Genomic DNA, 22,060 nt, shown 5'->3' with positions numbered 1-22,060 from the left:
GTCAAGCCGGGCAGCGCAGGTAGATCGGATTGCCGATCAGGGCCGGCTTGCCCGAGGACAGCACCACGTTGACGCTCACCCAGCCGCATGGCTGTGCCGGGCCGAGCATCAGCGTAGTGTGCTGGTCGGCGCTCGTCACCGGCGTGCGGGCGCTCTGGACGGGTGTGCCGTTGGTGATGAGCTCGATCGCGCCGCCCTGCGTGCCGACAACGTGGACTGCGAGGGTCACCGTCCCCGTTGGCTTCAGCTCGCCGCCCATCACAGCGCGCTGGCTGCCCGTGCTGGCCTCGACCTCCAGCAGCCGGTCGCGCGTGCCCTCGACGTCGATGAAGACGTTGCCGGCGCGGATGCCGTCCTGGATGCCGCGGAGCGAGAGCTCGCGGGCATGCACCACCGTGGTCGGGCGGCCGATCCGCGTCCGCTCCGGCGGCGCGTCGGCATCGTGGTTGTCGCTGCCGCCGATGCCGGTCAGGCGATGACCCTCGTTGAGTCGCGCATACCAGAAGCCGGTCCCGGCCAGCGGCCCCGTCGCGGTATCGGCATTGATCGCCTCGATCGCGGTGATGCCCGACCAGTCGGTATCCCAGGTCCAGCCGCAGCCCATGCACGCCTCGCCAGTGGGGAGCGCGGGATGGTTGACCGATATGATCGCGCCGGCCGCCGCGACCGACCGCTCCAGCGCGCGGGCATCGGGCACCGCCGGCGTGCCGACGCGGAAATCGACGAAGCGCGACGGCCCGAAGATGTTGGCATGGCCGCGGAAGGTGGTGATCTCGACTCCCGGGATCAGCAGCAGCTTGTCGAACCAGGGCTGGAGCTCGCGGAGACCGTCGAAGTGCGAAACCGTGTTGTGGTCGGTGACGGCGATGAAATCGAGCCCGGCCGCTGCCGCCGCCTCGACGGTGCGGTAGAGCGGGCACGGCACGCGCTTGCCGGTTTGGCTGGTGCAGCTTCCGTCGCTGTTGGCGTCGTGCATGTGGAGGTCGCCGCGGTACCAGCCCTCCCCCGCCCGGATCGGCGGATCGGCGATCGCTGCGGTGGCGTTGGCAGCGCCCTTGCGATTGAAGAAGATGTCGACGGTATAAGCGCTGCTGCTTCCCTGGCGCGCATTGGGGACACCCATCAGCACGCGCCAGCGGCCCGGCGTCACCGGGCCCGGGAGGTAGCCGGGCGTCGCGTCGCTCGCGCTGATCGTGAAGCGGTCGCGCCTACCGCCGCTCCAGCCGCGGAAGCCGTCGGGGCCGAGCACGCCGAGATCGATCACCGTCTTGTTCGACCTGTCGTAGGCGAGCGCGACGGTGATCCGCTCGACGCCCGCGGGAACGTCGAACGGCACCTCCTTGTAATGCTGCGCATCCTCGCCAGTGACAGTGCCGGTGACGTGGACGTCGGCCTTGGGCGCCTCCTCGGCCGCCGCGGGCAGTGCCGCGGCAAGCGCGAGGAGCAGCGCGAGCATCGTCCGCATCAGAAGGCGAAATCCACGGCGAAGCGGAAGTTCCGTCCCACGATCGGCCGGCCGATGAACAGGAGGTCGTTGGCCTGGCCGCTGGTCAGTTCGCCGGCACGCGGATTGCCCTCGGTGAGGCCGAGCGCGTTGGTGAGATTGTCGCCATAGGCCCATAGCGAAATCTGCGGCGTCACGTTGAAGCGGACGCTGGCGTTGAGCACGGTATAGGCCGGCAGCTTCGAGGTGTTGGCGGCGTCGGCATAGCGCTTGGTATAATGCTCGACGTCGAGCTGTGCGCGGATGCGGTCGCCCCACAGGGTCACCGCCGGCGTCGCCCTCAACGCGAGCCGCGGCACGCGCAGCAGCTGGTTGCCCGAATAGTCGCGGTCGACGATGGTCTGCTGGCCGTTGACGGTCGTAACCTCGCCGAAGCGCAGGTTGCGGAAGGTCGGGTCCTGCCAGGTCGCGTTGAGCGTGAAGTCGAACCACCTGACCGGCCGCACCGTGCCCTCGAACTCGACGCCGTAGGAACGGGTATCAGTATAGATGGTCTGCGTGACGAACTTCAGCGTCGTGGGATCGAGGAAGGTGTTGCCGATCGAATAGGAGTCGAAATCGGTGAGGAACCCCGTCGCATAGACGCTGAGCAGCGGCGTCGCATATTTGATCCCCGCCTCCCACATCTTGATGCCTTGTGTCACCGGCATTGCGCTCGCGTTGGTAATGAAGCTGCCGACGCTGGGCAGGCGGAAGGTCGAGGTATAGCGGGCGAACACCCCGGCGGTGCGGCCGAACTGCCAGTCGGCGCCGAGCGTCCACCCGACACGATCGAAGCTGCGGTCGAACGGCTTGAACACGCCGTCGCCGGTCAGCACCGCGTCGTCGGCGAAGGTGGTCGGATCGCCCAGGTTGACCGCTTTCTGGCCCTCCTGCGAACCCTTGGTGTTCACCTTCTCCCAGCGGATGCCGCCGTCGATGCGCAGCGCCGAAGTCACCTGCCACTCGTCCGAGCCGTAGATGGCGAAGGTGTCCTGCGATCCGGAACCGTTGGCGAACTCCGATCCATAGGTGAGGACGCCGTTCTGCGTCGCGGTGCCGAGCACGTTGCCGCTCCCATCGAGCGCGACCAGGTCGAGCAGGCGCGAATTGCCCGACACGTCCTGCAGCGTCACGGCGGAGTAGCGTTTGAACGTCTCGTCGATGTGCGCATAATAGACGCCGAGCGCGACATTGTGCGTCATCGAGCCCATCTGGAACTCGTGCGTCAGGCGCAGGTCGTCGAGGAACTCGCTCTCGTCGACGGTTACCGGCCGGGCGGCATTGACGAACACGTCGCCATTGCCGTTCTGGTTGGCGATGTCGAACACCTGGCCGGTGTCCGTATACCGGAGCTGAAGCGTGGCCATCGTCGGGAAGGCGGCGGCGAGCGCCTTCTGATTGGTGGTATTGCCGAGATAGCTGGCGAGATAGTTCGTCGCCGTCGCGACCGAGGCCGGATAGACGCCATTCCGCACCGTGTTCGAATCGCGGTAGCGGGCGTTGTTGGTGATCTTCCAGCCGTCGGCGAACTCCCATTCGCCCAGCGCCGAATATTGATCGAGCCGGATCCGCGAGCCGTCGGTATTGTTGAAGAACACTGGCCCGTTGGCGCTCTTCAGCGTCATGAACGCGGTCGCGCGGCTAGCGGTGGTGTCATAGTGCGGATCGAAGCCGGCTATGCCAACGATGTCGCCGTCGGCGTCCTTGGTCAGCGGGATGCCGGTGTAGAATATCGCATTGTCGGAAAGATGCTTGTAGCTGACCGCGATGCGCCCGCCGTCGAAGTTCTTGGCGAGATCGGCGCGGATCTGCCCGCCCTTGTTGCCGGTATAGCCCGGATCGCGCACGCCCTGCTCGTTGCGGTAGAAGCCGCCGATATCGAAGGTCCAGCCGTTGCCGAGCGGCGCGCCAACCCAGCCGTCGAAGCGATAGAGATCGGCGGTCGGACCGTAGAGCACGCGGGCATGACCGGACAGCTCGTCGCCCGGCCGCCGCGTGATGTAGTTGACCACGCCGCCCGGTGCGTTGGAGTAGAAGACCGACGACGGGCCGCCGCGCACCACTTCGATGCGGTCGATCGATTCGTCGCTGCGGAACGCCTGGTCGGCGTTGAGATAGCCGAGCGCCGGATCGTGCTGCACCGGCAGGCCGTCCTCGAGCAGGTTGATCGAGCCGAAGCCGTCGACAGGAATGCCGCGCGCGCGGACGTTGCCGCTGCCCTCGCCGCCCGACGCCTCAACCCAGAAGCCGGGGACCGACTTCAGCGTCTCGGTCACGCTCGACGCCGCACGCGAGCGCAGCGCGTCGTTGCTCAGCGTAGTGATCGCATAGCTGGTCTCGAGCTTGGTCCGCTCGCCCGCGCCGGCGCGGCCGGTGACGACGATGTCTTCGCCGCTCTCGTTCTGCGACTCGGTGTCGGCGGTGGAGGTCTGGGCCATGGCTGCGGTGCTGCACGTGGCAGCAAGAACGATGAGCAACGATTTGACGAAAGTACGATTTACCACGGTGCTGAACCCCCAATCCCTTGCCGTCGGATGCGGCATGGCTGGGCGGCTAGGCGCGGCAGGTTACGAGTTTGCGGCAGTGCAGCGACGGTTTGGTTACCGTGGCGTCACCTTATCGTCATGTCGGCAACGTCCGGCCACGAACCGCGGCTCATGCCGGAAATATTGCTATCGGGGTCCCAACCCTCCTAATCCGCCAGCATGGCGGACCCCCGCATCATCGGCGTCGAGCTAGACGAGCGCACCATCCTCTGGCGCTCGGCCGACGTCGAGCAGGAGCGGCGGATCGCGATCTTCGACCTGCTCGAGGAGAATCATTTCGCGCCCCAGCGCAAGCACCCCGACGACTATGCCGGGCCCTACCGCATCAAGCTCAGCGTCGAGGAGGGCCGGCTCGCGATCGCGATCCATCGCGAGGACGGCAGCCATCTGGAGACGCTGGTGCTCGCGCTCGGCCGCTTCCGCCGGCCGATCAAGGACTATTTCGCGATCTGCGACAGCTATTACGACGCGATCCGCAACGCGAGCCCGGCGCAGATCGAGACGATCGACATGGCTCGGCGCGGCATCCACAACCAGGCCGCCGAACTGCTGATGGAGCGGCTGGAGGGCAAGATCGAGGTCGATTTCGACACCGCAAGACGGCTGTTCACGCTGATCTGCGTGCTCCATATCCGCGGCTGATGACGACAATCGACGCCCCCGCCCTGATCGCCGCCGCCCGCGAGGCAGCGCGGAACGCCCACGCACCCTATTCCCGCTTCGCCGTGGGCGCAGCGGTGCTGCTCACCGACGGATCGGTGGTGACGGGTGCCAATTTCGAGAATGCGAGCTACGGCCTGTCGCTCTGTGCCGAGACGGTGGCGCTGGCGACGGTGAACAGCCTCGGCAGGCTGCGCGACGTGGTCGCGATCGGCGTGATCGGAGGCCGCATCGGTCATGCCGACTCCTCGCCGGTCAGCCCCTGCGGCCGCTGCCGTCAGGTCATCAACGAAGCGGCTCAGCTGAGCGGGCGCGACATCCCCGTCTTCTGCGCGGGCGCGGAAGGCGACGGCATCGCCACCTACCGGCTTTCGGAGCTTCTGCCCCTCGCCTTCGGGCCCAAGGACCTGGGTTTCGTCTGACGCGCCGGACAATCACCGCGCTCTTCTTGCCCGCCCTTCGACTGTTCGCCTAGACGTGCCGGATGTCCATCCTATCCGACCGCTGGATTCGCGAGCAGGCCCTCAATCACGGCATGATCGAGCCGTTCGTGGAGGCGCAGCGGCGCGAAGGCTGCATCAGCTACGGCCTCTCCTCCTACGGCTATGACGCGCGCGTGGCGGACGAGTTCAAGATCTTCACCAACGTCGATTCGGCGACGGTCGATCCCAAGGATTTCGCCGCCAACAGCTTCGTCGACCGCCAGACCGACGTCTGCATCATCCCGCCCAACAGCTTCGCCCTCGCCCGCACCGTCGAATATTTCCGGGTGCCGCGCGACGTGCTGGTGATCTGCCTCGGCAAGTCGACCTATGCCCGCTGCGGCATCATCGTGAACGTGACCCCGCTCGAGCCCGAATGGGAAGGGCATGTCACGCTCGAATTCTCGAACACCACACCGCTCCCGGCCAAGATCTATGCCAACGAAGGCGCCTGCCAGTTCCTGTTCCTCAAGGGCGACCAGCCCTGCGAGACCAGCTATGCCGACCGCGCCGGCAAATATATGGGCCAGCGCGGAGTGACGCTGCCGCGGCTGTAGACGGGGCTATCGCCGTTCCAACCGGATCGGCGCGGGCTGATCGATCAAATATTGTTCCATGACGTCGCCGGTCAGCCGTAGGCGCAGGCGGTCGTCGAATCCCTCGACGGCGAACAGGCCGTCCGCAGTCAAAGGGATCAGCCGGGCGGCCTTGCCGTCGCGCCGTACGAAGTTGAGCGCCCCATCCTGCCACGTCACACGCCGGTCGCCATACAGTCCGGCCATCGCCCGCAACTTCGCGGCCGGGATCGTCACGGGATGCAGCCGCGCCTCGATGCCGACGCGCGCCCATTCCCAGTCGGCGCGGTCGGCCGGATCGGCATCGGCACGCTTGGCGAGTGCCGCCAGCGCCAGCGATTGCGCGATATCGGGCGCCTGCTCGGGATCGACCGCGACGTCAGGCGGTACGCCCGTGCCTTCCCAGCTCGATTTGGATACCGGATGGACGGGACGGCCGAACGAGCAGCTCAGCATGAATCCCGGTGCGATCGGCGAGAAGCCGTTGTTGTTCGCCGCGCCGGCGGTGGTCGTGCCGATCAGCGTGCCGAGCCGGAACTGCTGCACGTCGTAGGCGAAGGCTTCCGCTCCGGAACCGACACGGCCGTCGATCAGCACGTAGAGCGGCTTCCCCTTGAGCCGGCCGGCCGGCAGATATTCGAGCGTCCGGGACTGGATCGGTTCCTGACCCGCCTGGAGGAAGGTGATGTCGAGCGTATCGCCATCCATGAAATGGCTGAGCAGATAGCGCACCGCCGCATGCGACCCGCCGCCGTTGCCGCGCAGGTCGATGATCACCGCATCGCCGCCGCGCAGGAACCGCATCGCGCCGTCATAGGCGGCGCCGCTCTCGTCATTGACCCATTGGAAGCCGGCGATCCGCAGATAGCGGATGTTTCCAGGCAGAATCTTCATCTCCGTGAGGCCGTGGTAGTCGCGCCGTGCCTCGCGGGCCCAAAGCGCCTCGAGCTCGGGACTGTCCTTGCCGTCGTTGGCGGGCTTGCCGGCTGCAGCATATTGGGCGGGAGCGAAATTCAGATACATGTGCCGATCACCGCTGGCTTCGCGCAGATCGGCGGTCACGCGTTCGGCGAAGATCGACGGATCGCCGACATTGTAGCGTCCCGACGCCAGGCCCTCGTCGAGGCGCGCGACGATCGTCGGCACCCGGTCGGGAAAGACATAGCGGTTGCGGATTACCGTCGAGATTTCGGCGATCGCCGCTGTCCGTTGCTCAGCGGTCAGTGCAGCCACAGCGTCGCCGCGTGCCACCGCTACAGGCGCGGCGCGCTGAGCGGAAACAGATACTGGAACGAAAGCGGCAAGGATCGCGAAGGCCATAGCAGAACCGGGGTACATGCGGGCGTTGCCTTTCAATCATGGGAAACAGGTTCGACGGCCGCGGCCTTGAGCCGTTCGGCGAATGGCCTTCGTTCCAGCAGGTCGAGCGCTCTTGCCAGGACGTCCGGGAGTGAAAGGCCCAATTCCTGGTCCAGCGTCCGCGCCGCCGCCTCCGTCGTAGTCCAGATCTGATCGAGCTGCGGAACGATGCGTTCGGCAAGCGGGGTGAGCGCGACGATACGTTCGCGCGCGTCGTCGCCGGCTCTCAGCGTGACCAGTCCGCGCTCCGCCATCTGATTCACCGTCTGCCCGGCCGCCGAATGGGTGACACAGGCGTGCTCGGACAAAGCCCGAATCGTCGCCGGCCCGTGCCGGATCAGCGCGCGGACGATGGGCGTGTAGCGCGGCCGATAATCCAGGCCGGCATCGACGTAGGATTGCTCCACGGCGCCGTCGAGCTCCTCAATCAGGCGACGCAGCAGGGTTCCGAGGGTGGCGGCCCGGCTCGACATGGTAAGGATATAAAAGCGCTTGTATATTCTCCCAATAGCAGAAATGCGTCGAGGGTCCTTCTCAGGCGTCGCCCTGCAGATGGCCCCTCAATTCCTCCAGTTCCGACAGCGCGTCAGAAACTCGCTTCGAGGGGAACGCCGAGGTTTCAGTCCACACCAGGAGAGGAATGCAGACGCCCGCGCTTTCCAGCGCGGGCGTCACGATTGAGCCGATGCCGGCAATCTCTTGCCTGCGTGGCCGGCGATCTCAGTTCCTTGCGATGTGCGTCCGGACGTCCAGTTGACGCAGGCCGGTTTCGGCGATCGCATGGGCGCTGGCAGTCCGCTCAGCAGAAAGGTCCATCAGCACGTCCTCGTTGGCCAGCACCTGCTGGTAGAGCGCGCGCGCCTCATTCGCGCGGTCGGTCTGTGCGTAGACCGCGGCGAGGTTGAGCAGAATCTCGGGTCGGTTGGGGAAGATGCGGCGCTCGGCGATCAGCCGGCGCTCGGCTTTGGCATAGTCGCCGCGCTCAATTGCCTGCGCGGCCAAAGGATCGGTGCGGGTCTGCGCCGGCGCCGCCTGAGCCGCGGCCGCCAGCGACGCGACAAGGATGGTTGCAACAACCTTGTTCATCATGAAGGCTCCTCTCATCGTTACGATTAGGTGTCAGTTTTATGACACTCATGTTTCAATACGATGAAGGAGCTGTGACGTCAAAAGAAAAGGGCGGCCGAAGCCGCCCTTTATGAGACCATCATCTGTCCCAGCTGCCCGCGCGAAGCGGGCCGCGATCGTCAGAAGTCGCCGCGATACTGCTCGTTGCCGACGAAGCCGAGCTTGGTGACGTTGGCGCGCTTGATGATCGCCAACACCTGATCAACCTTCTCGTACCGCGCCTGGGCATCGGGCTGGAAATGCAGCTCGGGCTCCGGGCTCATCGCCGTGGTGCGCTCGAGATACTGTGCCAGCGTCACCTCGTCGATCGGCGTACCGTTCCAGAACACGTTGCCGGTCACGTCGATCGACACCTTGTTCTTGTCCGGCTCGATCGGCGGCTTGGGCGCGTTCGAGTTCTGCGGCAGGTCGACCTTCACCGCGTGCGTCTGCACCGGGATGGTGATGATGAACATGATGAGGAGCACGAGCATGACGTCGATCAACGGCGTCGTGTTCATCTCCATCATCGGCTCGCCGTCGTCGCGGCCACCACTCATTGCCATTTCAAACTACTCCTTGGCCGTGCCGTCGCGTCAGCGGTCGAGCGTCTTGACCGAGCCGGCCGGCGGCTCGGAGATGAAGCCGACCTTGGCGAAGCCCGCCATCTGCATCGTGTAGACCGTGCCGCCGATGCAGCGATACGGCGTGTTGACGTCACCGCGGATGTGCACCTCGGGGATGTCGTCCGGCTTCAGGTTCGCACCGAGCTTGTCGACCACGCCCTTGAGCTTGGCGACGCCGCGCTCAAGCAGCTCCTCGTGGTTGACCTTGGTCATGTTCCAAAAGACCTCGCACCCATCCGGGCCGCCCTTGACCGAGAGCGCGACGTTCTCGGGCTTAGTTTGGGTGGGTTCGAAAGGTACCTTGGGCAGCTCCAACTTGACCGTCTGGATCACGACCGGAACCGCGATCAGGAAGATGATCAGAAGCACCAGCATCACGTCGACGAGCGGCGTGGTGTTGATGTCCGACATCGGGGTTTCGTCGCTGCTACCCCCTACGCTCATCGCCATAGCGAGCTAATCCTATCCTCAAATTCACATCCGACGCGTTGATCGGCGCCGGTCAATCGATGGGGCCGCGGCGAACCGCGGCCCCGATAGTCCCTTACGCGCGGGTCTGGCCGGCCGTCGTCGTGCCGGTGGTCGCCGCCGGCTTCGCCGGAGCAGCAGCCTTGGCCGGAGCCGCCTTCGCCGCCGCCGTGGTCGGACGCACCGCACCGTTCGAGGCGAGGAAGCCGAGCACGTCGTTCGAGAAGGCCGACAGGTCCTCCGAGATGCTCTTGTTGCGGCGCTGCAGCCAGTTGTAGGCAAGCACCGCCGGCACGGCGACCGCGAGACCGAGCGCGGTCATGATCAGCGCCTCACCGACCGGACCGGCAACCGCGTCGATCGACGCCTGGCCCATCGCGCCGATCTTGATCAGCGCGCGGTAGATGCCGATGACGGTACCGAACAGACCGATGAACGGCGCGGTCGCACCCACCGTCGCGAGGAACGCGAGGCCGGTGCCGAGCTTCGAGTTGATCGCCGCTTCCGAGCGGGCGAGCGAACCGTGCAGCCAGTCATGCGCCTCGACCGGATCGGTCAGGCGGCCGTGCTGCTCCTGCGCCGCGAGGCCGTCGTCGACGATCTGGCGATAGGCCGAGTTCTTCTCAAGCTTGGCTGCGCCCTCGCGCAGCGAGTTGCTCGACCAGAAGCTCTGGCGGATGCGCTTCGCCTGGTTGATGATCTTCTGCTGCTCGAACAGCTTGGTGAACATGATGTAGAAACTGACGATCGACATCAGCACCAGGATGCCGAAGACGGTCTGCGCAATGATGCCGCCCTGCTGGAGCGCGGGGATCAGGCCGTACGGGTTTTCGCCGCCGTGAGCCGGGGCCGCACCTGCGGCGAGGATGGTGGTCAGCATTGGTCGGTCTTTCCTCTGACGATTTGATTTCAACAAAAGCTCGGCGTCCCGGGCGGGGCCCGGCGACGCCGATGGTTAGTTATTCCTCGAGCTGCCAGCGCACGCCCGGGATAGTGGCGGTCGAGACGATCGGGTTGCCCGCATCGTCCTGCGCCGGCTTGTAGCGGCCGCGCCGCTTGGCGAGACTGCAGGTGGTGGCGTCGAGCTCGGAATTGCCGCTCGACGAAGTCACACGGCAGTCGGTGACCTTGCCATCGGTACCGATGGTCAGTGAAACCGTGACGCGCCCCTCGGCACCCGCACGACGCGCACCCGCAGGATAATCGTCGTTCGAGAACCACGAGCCGGGATTGCCCCTCGGCGTCGCCTTGGCGGCGAGCTTCGGCGGCGGCGGCGGCGGCGGTGCGGGCGGTGCCGGTGGTGCAGCGATCGGCGCCGGCGTATAGGTCGGCGGCGGCGTCGTCACCGCGGTGATCGTCACCGGCGGCGGCGTGTTGGTCTGCACGATCGGCGGCGGCGTCACGACCGGCGGCGGCTGCATCGGCTGATCCGGCGGCGGCGGCGGCGGCGGCACCTCTTCGGGCGGGGGTGGCGGTTCCTCTACCTCGAAGGTCTTCAGATTCTCCTGAGCCTTCTTGATGTACTGGTAGGCGAGGCCCGTCACGAAGGCATATCCGAGCGCAACGTGAATCAGCGCGACGATGATCAGCGCTACCACACGGCTGCCGCTCATATTCCGGTCAGCGTAAGCCATTCAGCAACGAAACTCCCTCATGACTGACAATGGTGAACCCGACATGGTCCTTATGTCGTTGCCCACCTTCTGCCTTGACTGTTGTATCCCTGCGGCAGCGGCCGAGTCTCTATCGTGGGCCTCGGGATGACGCAAACGCTTTGTCGAGCGCAATAAACTTACCAGCGCCTCGCGACAGAATTATTTCTGTATCAAAGCTGCACCTTCGCGTAACCCGTAATGCCATGAAGTGCCTGTCTTCCGCGATTCCCGCGGCCCTCGCCCTCTTCGCCACATTTGCCCCATATCCGGCGCAAACCGCACAGATCGTGGCAGAAACGGGGCAAGCTGCGCCGTCCTATGCCGCCATCGCCGACCGCCTGACGGCCTCGCCGATCGTGATCGATGCGGTCGTTCGCGACGCGATCCGGTTGAAGGACGCCGCCGCGGCCAATACCGAAGCAGGACGGATCAGATATTATGTACAAGCCGATGTCCAGTCCCTGATTCGCGCCCCGTCGGCGATACCGACGCGCATTTCCTACCTGGCCGACGTTCCGACCGATTCGCGCGGCAAGCCGCCCAAGCTCAAGAAGCTGCGTGTGCTGCTGTTCGCCCGGCCGGTCCCGAATCGGCCCGGCGAGATCCAGCTGACCGATCCGGACGCCCAGCAGCCGTGGACTCCTGCGCTCGACGCGCTCGTCCGCCGTATCGTGAAGGACCTTGTCGCTCCGGATGCGCCGCCGGTGATCACCGGCGTCGGCAATGCCTTCCATGTTCCCGGCACGCTGCCCGGCGAGGGCGAGACGCAGATCTTCCTGCTCACGCCCAACGGACGGCCGGTGTCGCTCAACGTGCTGCGCCGGCCCGGTGAGCAGCCGCGCTGGGCCGTGGCACTGTCGGAGATCGTCGACGAAGCCGCGGGCCCGCCCGCCAAGGACACGCTACTATGGTATCGACTCGCCTGCGGCCTGCCGCCGACGCTGCCCGACCGGGCGCTGGCCTCGATGGAGGAAGCCGACGCGGCGGCGGCGCGTGAGGATTATGACTTCGTGCTGAAGGCGCTGGGGCCCTGCGGCCGCTGACTGTCAGCGGCCGAGGTGGACAAAGTCGCGCCCCCAGCTCCTGAGGTGGGCGCCGGCATCGACGAAGATCACCTGGCCGGTCACTGAATCCGCGGTCGCCAGCCAAGCGACGGCGTCTGCCACCGCTTCGGGCGCGGGCAGATGGGCGAGCGGCATCATCGCGGCGAGCCGGTCGAGCTGGGCTGCATCATATTCCGGAGTCGGAATGGTCAGCCCCGGTGCGACGCCGTTGACCCGGACGCGCGGGGCCAACGCCGCCGCCAGCGTGCGAGTCGCTTCAGCCAGCGCCTGCTTGGACAATGTATAGGTGAGTTGGTCGACGGGAGGTTGGGCGATTCGCTGGTCGAGGATGTTGACCACGACCCGCCCGCCGAGCCTGGCCACCCCGTGCGCGAGAGCATAGGGAGCGGCGAGATTGACGCGCAGGTGGTCGAGGAGATCATCGTAGCCGCCGCTCCCCTCCCCCACCGCCTCGAAACGCGAGGCGCTATTGACGAGCAGGTCGGCCGGACGTCGGAAATGGCGCGCTACTTCCTCCGGCAGCGCCTCGACAGCGCGCGAATCGGTAAGGTCGGCGGCGAAGATGTGGTGATCGACGCCCGCGAGCCGCTCCTCCAGCCATGGCTCGGGCTCGGGATCATGGCCGGCGTGGAGCGCGAGGTCGTATCCCGCATCCGCCAACCGCGCGGCGATGTGCGCGCCCAGCCGCCGGCAGCTTCCGGTGACGAGCGCGAGCGGGCGCATCAGCGCCGGTGCCTCACCAGCGTGATGCCGATCGATTCGCCGCGCTCGGCGATCGCCAGCTTGATGATTTTCACCTCGACCCGCCGCACGCGCCTGTCCTGCAGGAACAGGGTCTCCACGATATGGTCGGCGACGCCCTCGATCAGCTTGAAGTGTACGCCTTCCGGCAACGCCCGCGTCGTCGCGTCGCGCAGGTCGATATAGCTTTTCGACGCCGACAGCGGCGTGTCCGGCGCGAAATGGGGCGGACAATCGATCTCCACATCGAGCGAGATGCGGAGCGGCTGCGGCAGGTGAGTCTCTTCGGAATAGATGCCGGTCAGCACCTGGACCTCGAGATCGTGCACCTGAAGAGTGAGGCTGTCGTTCATGGGTGATGCGCCGATAGCAGATCGGCGCGCGCACGAAAGCCTTGCGCTGCCGTCCGATGGCGCTAATGCGCGCGCCCTTCATGACCATCATCCCGCTCTCGACCATTGCGCCCGACGCCATCGAAGCGCTGCTCGACCGCGCCTTCGGGCCCAATCGCCGCGCGAAGACGGCCTATCGCGTGCGCGAGGGACTGGAGGTGATTCCCGAGCTGAGCTTCGCGATGCTGGACGAGGCGGACGCCTTTGTTGCCAGCATCCAATGCTGGCCGGTGGCTTTGGCCTGCGACGACGGCCCGCGCGTGGCGATGGTGATGGTCGGCCCGATCGCGGTGGAACCGACGATCCAGGGCGGCGGGCTCGGCCAGCGCATCACCCGCCACGCCCTTACCGCAGCCGATGCCGGCAGCGGCGAGGGCTGGGACAAGCTGATGTTGGTCGGCGACCCCGAATATTATGCGCGCTTCTTCGGCTTTTCCGCCGAACGCACCGGCCGCTGGCGCCTGCCCGGCCCATGGGAGCCCCGCCGCCTGCTCGCGCGCGGCCCTGTCCCCGACTGCGCCGGGATGATCGAACCGCGGCTGCCGGTAGTCGTCTGAGGGTTTACCGGCGCCGCGCTCCTGCTAACGCTGCCGCGATGCCGATGGAGCCGCCGCCCGACCTCGCTTCGCTGAGCCTCGCCGAGATCGCCGACCTCGCCGCGCGACGGAAGCTTCCGCCGGTCGAGCAGTGGAATCCCGGCCATTGCGGCGACAGCGAGATGCGGATCGCGCGTGACGGCACCTGGTATCACCAGGGCTCGCCGATCGGGCGAGCGGCGATGGTGCGGCTGTTCTCGACCATCCTCAGGCGCGAGCCGGATGGCGGCTATGTGCTGGTGACACCGGTCGAGAAGCTCGACATCGCAGTCGAGGATGCGCCGTTCGTCGCGGTCGAGCTGAAGGCCGAGGGACGCGGGCGCGACATGCGCCTCGCCTTCCGCCTCAACACGGACGAGCTCGTCGCCGCCGGTCCCGAGCATCCGTTGCGTTTTGAAGCGCATGACGAGGGTCCCCGTCCCTATCTCCACGTCCGCGGCGGGCTGGAGGCGCTGGTGGCGCGGCCGGTCTATTACGAGCTGGCGGAGATCGCGCTGGCCGGGGACGCCGATCCGCCCGGCCTGTGGAGCGACGGCGCCTTTTTCCCGCTGGAGCCGGTATGACCCTGGTCGAGCGGCTGACGGCCGCGCTGGAGGCGGGCAACCGCATGATGCCCGAGCTGCTGACCGGCGATCTGGGGGGGCTGGAGCTCGACCAGGCACCGCGTCATGCCGAGGCGGCAGTGCTGATCGCGGTCACCGACCGGCCGGAGCCGGGCGTGATCCTTACCCAGCGCACCGAGACGCTGCGTCGCCACGCCGGCCAGGTCGCCTTCCCCGGCGGCCGGATCGATCCCGGCGACGACGGCCCGGTCGCCGCGGCGCTGCGCGAGGCGGAGGAGGAGATCGCGCTGTCTCCTCGATCGGTGACGGTGATCGGTCCGGTCGACCGCTATCGCACCGTTACCGGTTATGAAGTGACGCCCGTGCTCGGCGTGGTCGCGCCGGACCTGCCACTCGTTGCCGCCGAGGCGGAGGTCGCCGACGTGTTCGAAGTCCCCCTCGCCTTCCTGCTCGATCCCGCCAACCAGCACGAGACCAGCCAGGTCTGGCAGGGGCGCGAGCGGCATTATTATCAGATCGACTGGAACGGTCGCCGCATCTGGGGCGCGACCGCGGCGATGCTGGTCAATTTGTCGCGGCGGTTGGCATGGTGACGCTGCCGGATGCGGAATGGCGCGATCGCGCCGGGCTCGACCGCCTTGCCGAGGTGCTCGGCGCCGGCGAAGGCATGGCGCGCTTCGTCGGCGGCGCGGTGCGCGACGCATTGCTGGGGATACCGGTCGCGGACCTCGACGTCGCCACCCGTCACGCGCCGGCGACGGTGATCGATCTCCTCCGCCGCGCCGGAATCAAGGCGGTGCCGACCGGCATCGATCACGGCACCGTCACCGCGGTGATCGAGAGCGGCCCGGTCGAGGTGACGACACTGCGCCGCGACGTCTCGACCGACGGACGCCGCGCGACCGTCGCCTTCACCGACGACTGGCGCGAGGATGCGGCGCGGCGCGATTTCACCATCAACGCGCTCTACGCCGATCCCGCGACCGGCGAGGTGTTCGACTATTTCGGCGGGCTCGCCGATCTGGAGGCGCGCCGCATCCGTTTCATCGGCGATCCGCTCCAGCGCATTGCCGAGGATCACCTGCGCATCCTGCGCTTCTTCCGCTTCCTCGCCCGCTTCGGTGATGCGCCCGATGCGGCCGGGCTGGAGGCCTGCGCTGCGCGCGCCAATGACCTGATGGCGCTGTCGCGTGAACGCATCCGCGACGAGTTGCTCAAGCTGCTTGCCGCGCGCGACGCGGTGCGGGTCGTGCGGCTGATGCTGGATCGCGGCATATTGAAGCCGGTGCTGCCGGAGATCGTCTCGGCCGACCGGCTGGAGGCGCTGGCCTCACGCGAAGATGCCGCCGGCATCACGCCGGCGCCCCTCCGCCGTCTGGTCGCACTGCTGCCCGCCGAGGCGGTCGAGGAGGTCGGGGCGCGGCTCAAGCTCTCCAATGCCGAGCGCAAGCGGATCGTCTCTGCCGCGCAGCCGGCCGGCGACCGCGGCGTGTATGAACTTGCCTACCGCCTCGGCACCGAAGGGGCGGTCGACCGGCTGCTGCTGTCGGACCGTCCGGTCGAGGAGGTGTGCACCGCCGCCGCCTGGAGCCCGCCGGCGCTGCCGATCACCGGCGGAGCGCTGGTCGCGCGCGGACTGCGCCGCGGGCCGGAGGTCGCCCGCGTGCTGCGCGAGATCGAGAACCGCTGGATCGCCGAGGACTTCCCCGATGCGGCACGGGTCGACGTGATCGCCGAAGAAGCGGTCGCTCAGGCGCTGCGCTCGGCGAGCAGCGCGTAGGCCGCGTCCTTCTCGAGCGGCCGCGAATAGAGATAGCCCTGGCCGTAGCAGCAGCCGAGCGCGGCAAGCGTCTGGGCGAGTTCATTGCTCTCGATGCCCTCCGCCGTCGTGCGCATCCCGAGCGCCTGAGCGAGGCTCAGGATCGCGCGGACGATCGCCACCTTGTCGCGATCGGCGAGCATCCCGGTCACGAAGCTGCGATCGATCTTGAGCACGTCGATCGGCAGCTTCTGGAGATAAGCGAGGTTGGAATAGCCAGTGCCGAAATCGTCCATGGCTAGCGTGGTGCCGAGCCCCTTCAGCGCATGCATCGTGGCGGCGATCCGGTCGGGATCGCTGACGATCGCGCTTTCGGTGAGCTCGAGCGTCATCCGCTCGCCCGCAACGCCGTGACCGTCGAGCGCCGCCTGCACCATCGGCGCCACCTGGTCGCGCTGGAGCTGGATCGCCGACAGGTTGACCGCAACGTTGACCCGGCAATGACCACCGGCGGCGCGGTCCCATTCGGCGAGTGTACGGGCCGCCTCGCCCATCGCCCAGCGGCCGAGCGGCACGATCAGGCCGGATTCCTCGGCGACCGGAATGAAATCGGACGGCTTCACCTCGGTTCCGTCGCGCAATGTCCAGCGCGCCAGCGATTCGAACGACACGATCCGCCCGCTCGCCAGGTCGCAGATCGGCTGGAAGCTCAGGCGAAGCTCCCCATTCTCGACCGCGCGGCGCAGTTCGGTCTCGATGCTGAACTGGGTGCGGACGATGTCGAACGCCGAATCCTGATAGATTTCGGTGCGTCCCGTCTTCTTCGCGCGCTTCACCGCGAACTGGGCGTGGCGGATCAGGTCCTCCGACTCGGCAAGCTCGTCATGGCCGAGCGCGATGCCGATCGCACAGTCGATATGGATCTCGAAATCGGAGAGGCGGAACGGCGCCGACAGCGCGGCATGGATGCGGGCGGCGACCTGGAGCGCATCGCGGGCTCCGTCGTCGACCGCGATCAGGATGCCGAACTCATCGCCGCCGATCCGCGCGAGCATGTCGCTGCCCCGCAGCGCGCCCTTGATCCGCCGCGCGACCGAGATCAGCAGCTCGTCGCCGGCCAGGCTGCCCATGCAGGCGTTGACGCGGCTGAAGCGGTCGAGATTGACGATCATCACCGCATGTCCGGCGCGCGTCTCCTCGGTAATGCGGCTCTCGAGCTCGTCGCCGAAGCCGCCGCGGTTGGGCAGGCCGGTGAGGCTGTCCGACAGCATCTCGCGCCGGAGGCTGGTTTCGGTGCGCTGCTCACCGGTCTGGTCAACGAGGCTCACCAGGCAGCGCTTGACGTGACGGAGTGCCGCGCGGCGCGCGATCATCACGCGGAAATAGCGCGCATCGATCGCCTCGCCGAACTGCCACGCGAATTCGAGATGCGTCTCGTCGGATTCGAGGAACTGGAGGATTCGCGCCCCAAGCAGGCGGATCACCGGCGACTGCTCAGCCGTCGCGCCGAGGCCGGCTCTGCGGAAGGCACGATTGACCGCCTCGAAGGCAAAGGCGCCATCGACCCACTCCACCACGGCGGCGGGAATGGGCATCAGGTCGATGATCGCAGCGCTCGTCCGCGGCCCGACCTGCGGAACATCGTCGGCAACCGCGAGCGGCGCCGGAGCGAGCGTGGTGATCGGGCGCGCCTTACGAAAGATCATCGCGCCCCCCTGTTAGGGGCGATTGGTTAAAAGCGGCTGAAAACGAAAGTCATTTCCGTAAAGATCAGAAGCGGTTGTCGCGGGGGAAGCCAGTTGGCGGCATCCGTCCCGCCGCGCCGCGTGCCGCACGCCATTGCGTCAGATCGGTTTCAGTACGTGTCCGCCCGCCATCGCCGCCCATCGTCCAGCTGAGGCCGGCAGCGAAGCGGAAGGTGGTGACGTCCGACAGACCGCCGTCGCGGTAGCGCTGGAGCTGCACCCCCTGCCCGCGCGCCAGCTCGGCCACTTCGGCGAGCGGGAACACCAGCAGCTTGCGGTTGTCGCCGACCACGCCGACATAGTCGTCTTCCGGTCCGACCGGGCGCACCACCTTGAGCTTGGCCCCGGCGCGGGGCGTCACCACCGTTTTGCCCTTGCGGGTCTCAGCGATCGTGTCGGCCGCCTTCACCACGAAGCCGCGTCCGTCGCTCGCGGCGACCAGCAGCTTCTCGGCGCGCGTGGCGGGAAGCAGCGCGACGATCCCCGCATCGCCGTCGAGGTCGATCATCAGCCGCACCGGCTCGCCGAACCCGCGCCCGCCGGGCAGCTTGTCGGCAGCGAGCGTATAGAAGCGCCCGCTGTCGGCCGCGAGCAGCAGCTTGTCCGTGGTCTGGGCATGGAAAGCGAGGAACGGCCCATCGCCCTCGCGGAACTTGAGCGCGTCGGCGGAGGCGAGCTCGACATGCCCCTTCATCGCGCGGACCCAGCCGCGCTGGGAGAGGATCACGGTGATCGGCTCGCGTTCGATCATCGCCTCCAGCGGGATGTCGCGCGCCGGCGCGGCTTCCTCGATCGTGGTGCGGCGCGCGCCGAGCGCGGTCTCGGGGCTATAGCGCTCGCGGAGCTTGGCGAGGTCGCGCTTCATGCGCGTGCGCTGGCGGGCGTCGGACGACAGCAGCAGCTCGAGCTCGCCCCGTTCCTTGTCGAGTGTATCTCGCTCGCCGCGAATCTGCATCTCCTCGAGGCGGCGCAGGCTGCGCAGGCGCATGTTGAGGATCGCCTCCGCCTGGCGGTCGGTGAGGCCGAACTCGGCGATCATCACCGGCTTGGGCTCGTCCTCGGTGCGGATGATCTCGATCACGCGATCGAGGTTCAGATAGGCGATGAGGTAGCCGTCGAGCAGCTCGATCCGGTCGGCGATCTTGCCGAGCCGATGCTCCGAGCGGCGGCGCAGCACGATGAAGCAATGCTCGACCCAGCTCTGCAACGCCTCCGACAGGCTCATCACCCGCGGCGTGCGGCGCGCGTCCAGCACGTTGAGGTTGAGCGGCACGCGCACCTCGAGGTCGGAGAGACGATAGAGGCTCTCCGCCAGCGTATCCGGATCGACAGTGCGCGCGCGCGGCTCCAGGACGATGCGCACCGCCTCGTCGGATTCGTCGCGCACGTCGGCGAGGATCGGCAGCTTCTTCTCGTTGATGAGCGCAGCGATGCCCTCGATCAGCTTGCCCTTCTGCACGCCGTAGGGGATCTCGCTGACAACGAGCTGCCACCCGCCCCCCTTCTCGCGCTCGATCGTGGTGCGGGCGCGGACGCGGAAGCTGCCGCGGCCGGTGGCATAGGCCTCGGCGATCGCCGCTTGGCTGTCGACGCAGATGCCGCCGGTCGGGAAGTCCGGCCCCTTCACATAGTCCAGGACGTTGGCGTGGCGGTTGTCGATCAGCGCGACCGCTGCGTCGATCAGCTCGGCGGCGTTGTGCGGCGGGATGCTGGTCGCCATGCCGACCGCGATGCCCTGCGCGCCGTTGGCGAGCAGGTTGGGGAACAGGCCCGGGAACAGCTCCGGCTCCAGCTCCTCGCCGTTGTAGGTCGGGCGGAAGTCGACGGCGTCCTCATCGAGGCCGTCCATCAGATCGATCGCGACCTGGGTCAGGCGGGCTTCGGTGTAGCGATAGGCAGCGGCGTTATCGCCGTCGATGTTGCCGAAATTGCCCTGCCCGTCGACCAGCGGGTAACGGGTGGCGAAGGTCTGCGCGAGGCGGACCATCGCGTCGTAGACGGAACCCTCACCATGGGGATGATATTTGCCGATCACGTCGCCGACCACGCGCGCGCATTTCTTGTAGCCGGCGTCGGGGTCGAGCCGCAGCAGCCGCATCGCCCAAAGCAGGCGCCGGTGGACCGGCTTCAGCCCGTCGCGGACATCCGGCAGCGACCGCGCGGTGATCGTCGACAGCGCGTAGACGAGGTAGCGATCGGACAGGGCGCTGTCGAAGGGGGCATCGACGATCTGATTGAAGGGGTCCTGGAAATCGGTGGCCATCGCCGTCGACTAGCAGCCCGCCCGCGCGGTGGCGAGCCCGGGAAAGCTCACGGCGCGTCGAGCGGGACCAAGATGCCCATCGGATCGTCGCCCGCCGCCTCTCGTACCGCATCGAGCAGCCAATCGCGAAACGCGCGGACCTTCGTCAGATTGCGCTTGCCCTCGGGATAGAGCAGCCAAAAGCCGTTGCGATAGTTGGCGATATGGGCGAACGGCTGGACGAGCAGTCCGGCGTCGATCGCCTGCTGAAACATGGGCGGGCTCAGAATCGCGACGCCATGGCCGGCGATCGCGGCGCTGCCGTCCAGCACCTGCGAACCGAAGCGGACCCCGGAATGGGTGCGGCTGTCGAGCGTCACGTCCTCCAGCGTCTCGAACCATAAGTCCCACCAATCATCCTCGGGCGAGATGCGCGGCACATCGAACAGGTCCGACGGCCGCTCCAGCCGATGGCGCGCGAGAAACGCAGGGCTGGCCAGCGGCGTCACCGGCATGCGCATCAGGAAATGCGAAGCCAGTCCGGGCCAGGGCGCGGGAGCGCCGCGGATGGCGACGTCGAATTCGCTGGCGGCCAGCTCGACCAGCTCGTCCGAGATGTGCAGCCGTACCGCGAGATCGGGATGCTCCAGCTGAAAGTTGCCGAGCCGGCCGGCCAGCCAGTTGGTCGCGATCGTGCGCGGCGCGGTGATCGACAGCACCGCCGCATTCTCCGAGCGCGCGACCGCGAACGCCTCGCCGAGCGCGGTGAAGGCGCCCGTCACCTGCGGCGCGATCCGGCGGCCGAGGTCGGTCAGCGCCATGCCGCGCCCGCGACGCGTGAAGAGCGGCGCGCCCAGCCGCTCCTCGAGCACCTTCATCTGATAGCTGACCGCCGCCTGCGTCATGCCCAGCTCCTCCGCGGCGCGGCTGAAGTTCTCGTGGCGCGCGGCCGCCTCGAACACGCGGACGGCGGCGAGCGGCGGCAGGTTGTGCATCGATGAAATATAAGATCAACTTGTATTTCACGTCCAACGCTTTGTTGGTTCTCACTGCGGCGATGGGGCACATGCTGGGGCGCAGTCCAGCCACTGCTCAGCAAAGGAAACCGCCATGTTCAGACTGATCCTGCCGGCGATGCTCGTACTCGCCAGCTCCCCCTTCCCCGCTGTCGCGCAAGGTGCGCAGCGCGATGCCCATGTCGCCTATCGCGATCTCGATCTCGCCACACCCGCCGGCGTTACCGAGCTCGACCGTCGGATCAAACGGGCGATCAAGGCGATGTGCCCAGCCGACGATAGCGCCGAGCTGGCGCGCAAGGCGATCGTCAAACGCTGCCATCGAGTCCTTACGGCTGCCGTCGCCGGCCAGCGCGCCCAGGCGATCGCGAGCGCGGCGCGCTCGGGACCGGTTGTAGCGGCACGTTGATCGGGATGCTCGCCAGGGCGAGAGCGCCGGCGCGCTCTCGCCCATCAAAATTGCAAGCTGTGCTGATATCTTCCAGCGTGAGGCCCGCCATCCGGCGTCAGGTGATGCCGTGCTTCCTCAGAAGCGCCTGTTCATCGCCCGACACCCAGCCGAAAACCTTTGGCTCGCCGTCCAGCTTCTGGACGAAATAGTGAACATCGAAATCGATCGCGACGTCCGGCCGATCCTCGCGAGCATAGATGGCCGTCCAGGCGACATGGGCGACGCAGTGATGGCCGTCCATCGGAGAGACGCGGACATTGCGTATCCGCATATCCTTCGTCCCGATCGCCCGATAGCGCGCATAGCCTTGCGCCATGACCTCCTTGAGCCGGTCGTCATTCTTTCCGGCCATCACTCCGGCGGGCGAGGCCGCTATGAACTCCGGCGCATAGAGTGCCGCAACCGCATCCATGTCGATGTCGCCGCCGAGGGCCCGATTGAACGCGCTCTCGTATCGCGCGAAGAGCTTCCTTACGCTCGCTTCCATCCTCTGCTCCCCCACGTGCCGCCATGCCGTGGTTCGGCAA

24 protein-coding genes are annotated in these 22,060 nt (G+C 67.1%); 9 read left to right on the top strand and 15 right to left on the bottom strand.

Annotation, left to right across the window (positions count from 1 at the left end; translation table 11 throughout):
• Position 1 precedes the first annotated feature (1 nt).
• Positions 2-1,465, bottom strand: a complete 1,464-nt coding sequence (locus LZK98_RS09205) for a CehA/McbA family metallohydrolase (RefSeq protein WP_233786234.1) — start codon at positions 1,463-1,465, stop codon at positions 2-4.
• Positions 1,465-3,924 carry a TonB-dependent receptor gene (locus tag LZK98_RS09200; RefSeq protein ID WP_233786232.1) on the bottom strand — a complete coding sequence of 820 codons (2,460 nt, stop codon included), beginning with the start codon at positions 3,922-3,924 and terminating at the stop codon, positions 1,465-1,467. Before LZK98_RS09200 ends, LZK98_RS09205 begins: the two co-directional genes overlap by 1 nt.
• Positions 3,925-4,191: 267 nt before the next feature.
• Here LZK98_RS09200 and LZK98_RS09195 point away from each other — a divergent pair, with 267 nt between their 5' ends.
• The 3 genes from LZK98_RS09195 (at position 4,192) to dcd (ending at position 5,731) form a co-directional block, all read left to right on the top strand.
• Positions 4,192-4,674, top strand: a complete 483-nt coding sequence (locus LZK98_RS09195; RefSeq protein WP_233786231.1) for a UPF0262 family protein — start codon at positions 4,192-4,194, stop codon at positions 4,672-4,674.
• Entirely contained in the window at positions 4,674-5,114 is a 441-nt protein-coding gene (locus LZK98_RS09190) for a cytidine deaminase (RefSeq protein ID WP_233786230.1), read from the top strand. Before LZK98_RS09195 ends, LZK98_RS09190 begins: the two co-directional genes overlap by 1 nt.
• Positions 5,115-5,176: 62 nt before the next feature.
• Positions 5,177-5,731, top strand: coding sequence for a dCTP deaminase (gene dcd, locus LZK98_RS09185; RefSeq protein WP_233786229.1), 555 nt, complete (start codon positions 5,177-5,179; stop codon positions 5,729-5,731).
• Between the two features lie 6 nt (positions 5,732-5,737).
• Here dcd and LZK98_RS09180 read toward each other — a convergent pair whose 3' ends face one another.
• The 7 genes from LZK98_RS09180 to LZK98_RS09150 form a co-directional block, all read right to left on the bottom strand.
• The gene (locus tag LZK98_RS09180; RefSeq protein WP_233786228.1) at positions 5,738-6,982 is read right to left on the bottom strand and encodes a S41 family peptidase; all 1,245 of its coding nucleotides are present in this window, start codon (positions 6,980-6,982) and stop codon (positions 5,738-5,740) included.
• A 119-nt stretch (positions 6,983-7,101) separates the two neighbouring features.
• Positions 7,102-7,581, bottom strand: a complete 480-nt coding sequence (locus LZK98_RS09175; RefSeq protein WP_233786227.1) for a MarR family winged helix-turn-helix transcriptional regulator — start codon at positions 7,579-7,581, stop codon at positions 7,102-7,104.
• A 247-nt stretch (positions 7,582-7,828) separates the two neighbouring features.
• Positions 7,829-8,194: a tetratricopeptide repeat protein gene (locus LZK98_RS09170; RefSeq protein ID WP_233786226.1), complete on the bottom strand. Its 366-nt coding sequence runs from the start codon at positions 8,192-8,194 to the stop codon at positions 7,829-7,831.
• 161 nt (positions 8,195-8,355) lie between these two features.
• Entirely contained in the window at positions 8,356-8,781 is a 426-nt protein-coding gene (locus tag LZK98_RS09165; protein ID WP_233786225.1) for an ExbD/TolR family protein, read from the bottom strand.
• Positions 8,782-8,811: 30 nt separating this feature from the next.
• Entirely contained in the window at positions 8,812-9,291 is a 480-nt protein-coding gene (locus tag LZK98_RS09160; protein WP_233786224.1) for an ExbD/TolR family protein, read from the bottom strand.
• 94 nt (positions 9,292-9,385) lie between these two features.
• Positions 9,386-10,189 carry a MotA/TolQ/ExbB proton channel family protein gene (locus LZK98_RS09155; RefSeq protein ID WP_233786223.1) on the bottom strand — a complete coding sequence of 268 codons (804 nt, stop codon included), beginning with the start codon at positions 10,187-10,189 and terminating at the stop codon, positions 9,386-9,388.
• A 79-nt stretch (positions 10,190-10,268) separates the two neighbouring features.
• Positions 10,269-10,943: an energy transducer TonB gene (locus tag LZK98_RS09150; protein WP_233786222.1), complete on the bottom strand. Its 675-nt coding sequence runs from the start codon at positions 10,941-10,943 to the stop codon at positions 10,269-10,271.
• Positions 10,944-11,167: 224 nt separating this feature from the next.
• Between LZK98_RS09150 and LZK98_RS09145 the strand changes: the two genes are divergently transcribed.
• Positions 11,168-12,007 carry a hypothetical protein gene (locus LZK98_RS09145; protein WP_406694094.1) on the top strand — a complete coding sequence of 280 codons (840 nt, stop codon included), beginning with the start codon at positions 11,168-11,170 and terminating at the stop codon, positions 12,005-12,007.
• Positions 12,008-12,010: 3 nt separating this feature from the next.
• On the opposite strand, the gene LZK98_RS09140 is transcribed toward LZK98_RS09145, so the two are convergent.
• Together LZK98_RS09140 and LZK98_RS09135 are read right to left on the bottom strand one after the other, a co-directional pair.
• Positions 12,011-12,751 (bottom strand): SDR family oxidoreductase, encoded by a 741-nt coding sequence (locus LZK98_RS09140; RefSeq protein WP_233786220.1) that lies wholly within the window; start codon positions 12,749-12,751, stop codon positions 12,011-12,013.
• A complete protein-coding gene (locus LZK98_RS09135; protein WP_233786219.1) occupies positions 12,751-13,122 on the bottom strand; it encodes a dihydroneopterin aldolase in 372 nt (123 codons plus the stop codon). The genes LZK98_RS09140 and LZK98_RS09135 overlap by 1 nt, the downstream gene beginning before the upstream one ends.
• A gap of 80 nt (positions 13,123-13,202) precedes the next feature.
• Here LZK98_RS09135 and LZK98_RS09130 point away from each other — a divergent pair, with 80 nt between their 5' ends.
• Genes LZK98_RS09130 through LZK98_RS09115 form a run of 4 tightly spaced genes read left to right on the top strand, consistent with a single transcriptional unit; the run spans position 13,203 to position 16,100 of the window.
• A complete protein-coding gene (locus LZK98_RS09130) occupies positions 13,203-13,718 on the top strand; it encodes a GNAT family N-acetyltransferase (protein WP_233786218.1) in 516 nt (171 codons plus the stop codon).
• Between the two features lie 38 nt (positions 13,719-13,756).
• A complete protein-coding gene (locus LZK98_RS09125; protein ID WP_233786216.1) occupies positions 13,757-14,320 on the top strand; it encodes a DUF1285 domain-containing protein in 564 nt (187 codons plus the stop codon).
• The gene (locus tag LZK98_RS09120) at positions 14,317-14,913 is read left to right on the top strand and encodes a CoA pyrophosphatase (protein WP_233786214.1); all 597 of its coding nucleotides are present in this window, start codon (positions 14,317-14,319) and stop codon (positions 14,911-14,913) included. The genes LZK98_RS09125 and LZK98_RS09120 overlap by 4 nt, the downstream gene beginning before the upstream one ends.
• Positions 14,907-16,100, top strand: coding sequence for a CCA tRNA nucleotidyltransferase (locus LZK98_RS09115; protein WP_233786212.1), 1,194 nt, complete (start codon positions 14,907-14,909; stop codon positions 16,098-16,100). The genes LZK98_RS09120 and LZK98_RS09115 overlap by 7 nt, the downstream gene beginning before the upstream one ends.
• On the opposite strand, the gene LZK98_RS09110 is transcribed toward LZK98_RS09115, so the two are convergent.
• From LZK98_RS09110 to LZK98_RS09100, 3 genes are all read right to left on the bottom strand, one after another.
• Positions 16,070-17,785 (bottom strand): putative bifunctional diguanylate cyclase/phosphodiesterase, encoded by a 1,716-nt coding sequence (locus LZK98_RS09110; protein WP_406694091.1) that lies wholly within the window; start codon positions 17,783-17,785, stop codon positions 16,070-16,072. The genes LZK98_RS09115 and LZK98_RS09110 overlap by 31 nt on opposite strands.
• Before the next feature lie 64 nt (positions 17,786-17,849).
• On the bottom strand, positions 17,850-20,087 hold the full coding sequence (parC, locus tag LZK98_RS09105; protein WP_233786210.1) for a DNA topoisomerase IV subunit A: 2,238 nt from the start codon (positions 20,085-20,087) through the stop codon (positions 17,850-17,852).
• Between the two features lie 47 nt (positions 20,088-20,134).
• The gene (locus tag LZK98_RS09100; RefSeq protein WP_233786208.1) at positions 20,135-21,061 is read right to left on the bottom strand and encodes a LysR substrate-binding domain-containing protein; all 927 of its coding nucleotides are present in this window, start codon (positions 21,059-21,061) and stop codon (positions 20,135-20,137) included.
• Between the two features lie 115 nt (positions 21,062-21,176).
• On the opposite strand from LZK98_RS09100, the gene LZK98_RS09095 reads away from it, so the two are divergent.
• Positions 21,177-21,491, top strand: a complete 315-nt coding sequence (locus LZK98_RS09095; RefSeq protein ID WP_233786206.1) for a UrcA family protein — start codon at positions 21,177-21,179, stop codon at positions 21,489-21,491.
• A gap of 97 nt (positions 21,492-21,588) precedes the next feature.
• Here LZK98_RS09095 and LZK98_RS09090 read toward each other — a convergent pair whose 3' ends face one another.
• Positions 21,589-22,020, bottom strand: a complete 432-nt coding sequence (locus tag LZK98_RS09090) for a nuclear transport factor 2 family protein (RefSeq protein WP_233786204.1) — start codon at positions 22,018-22,020, stop codon at positions 21,589-21,591.
• Positions 22,021-22,060: the final 40 nt, after the last annotated feature.

This window comes from Sphingomonas cannabina (assembly GCF_021391395.1).
GTDB classification, from domain to species: Bacteria; Pseudomonadota; Alphaproteobacteria; order Sphingomonadales; family Sphingomonadaceae; genus Sphingomonas; species Sphingomonas cannabina.
This window is presented reverse-complemented; position numbering and strand designations above follow the sequence as displayed.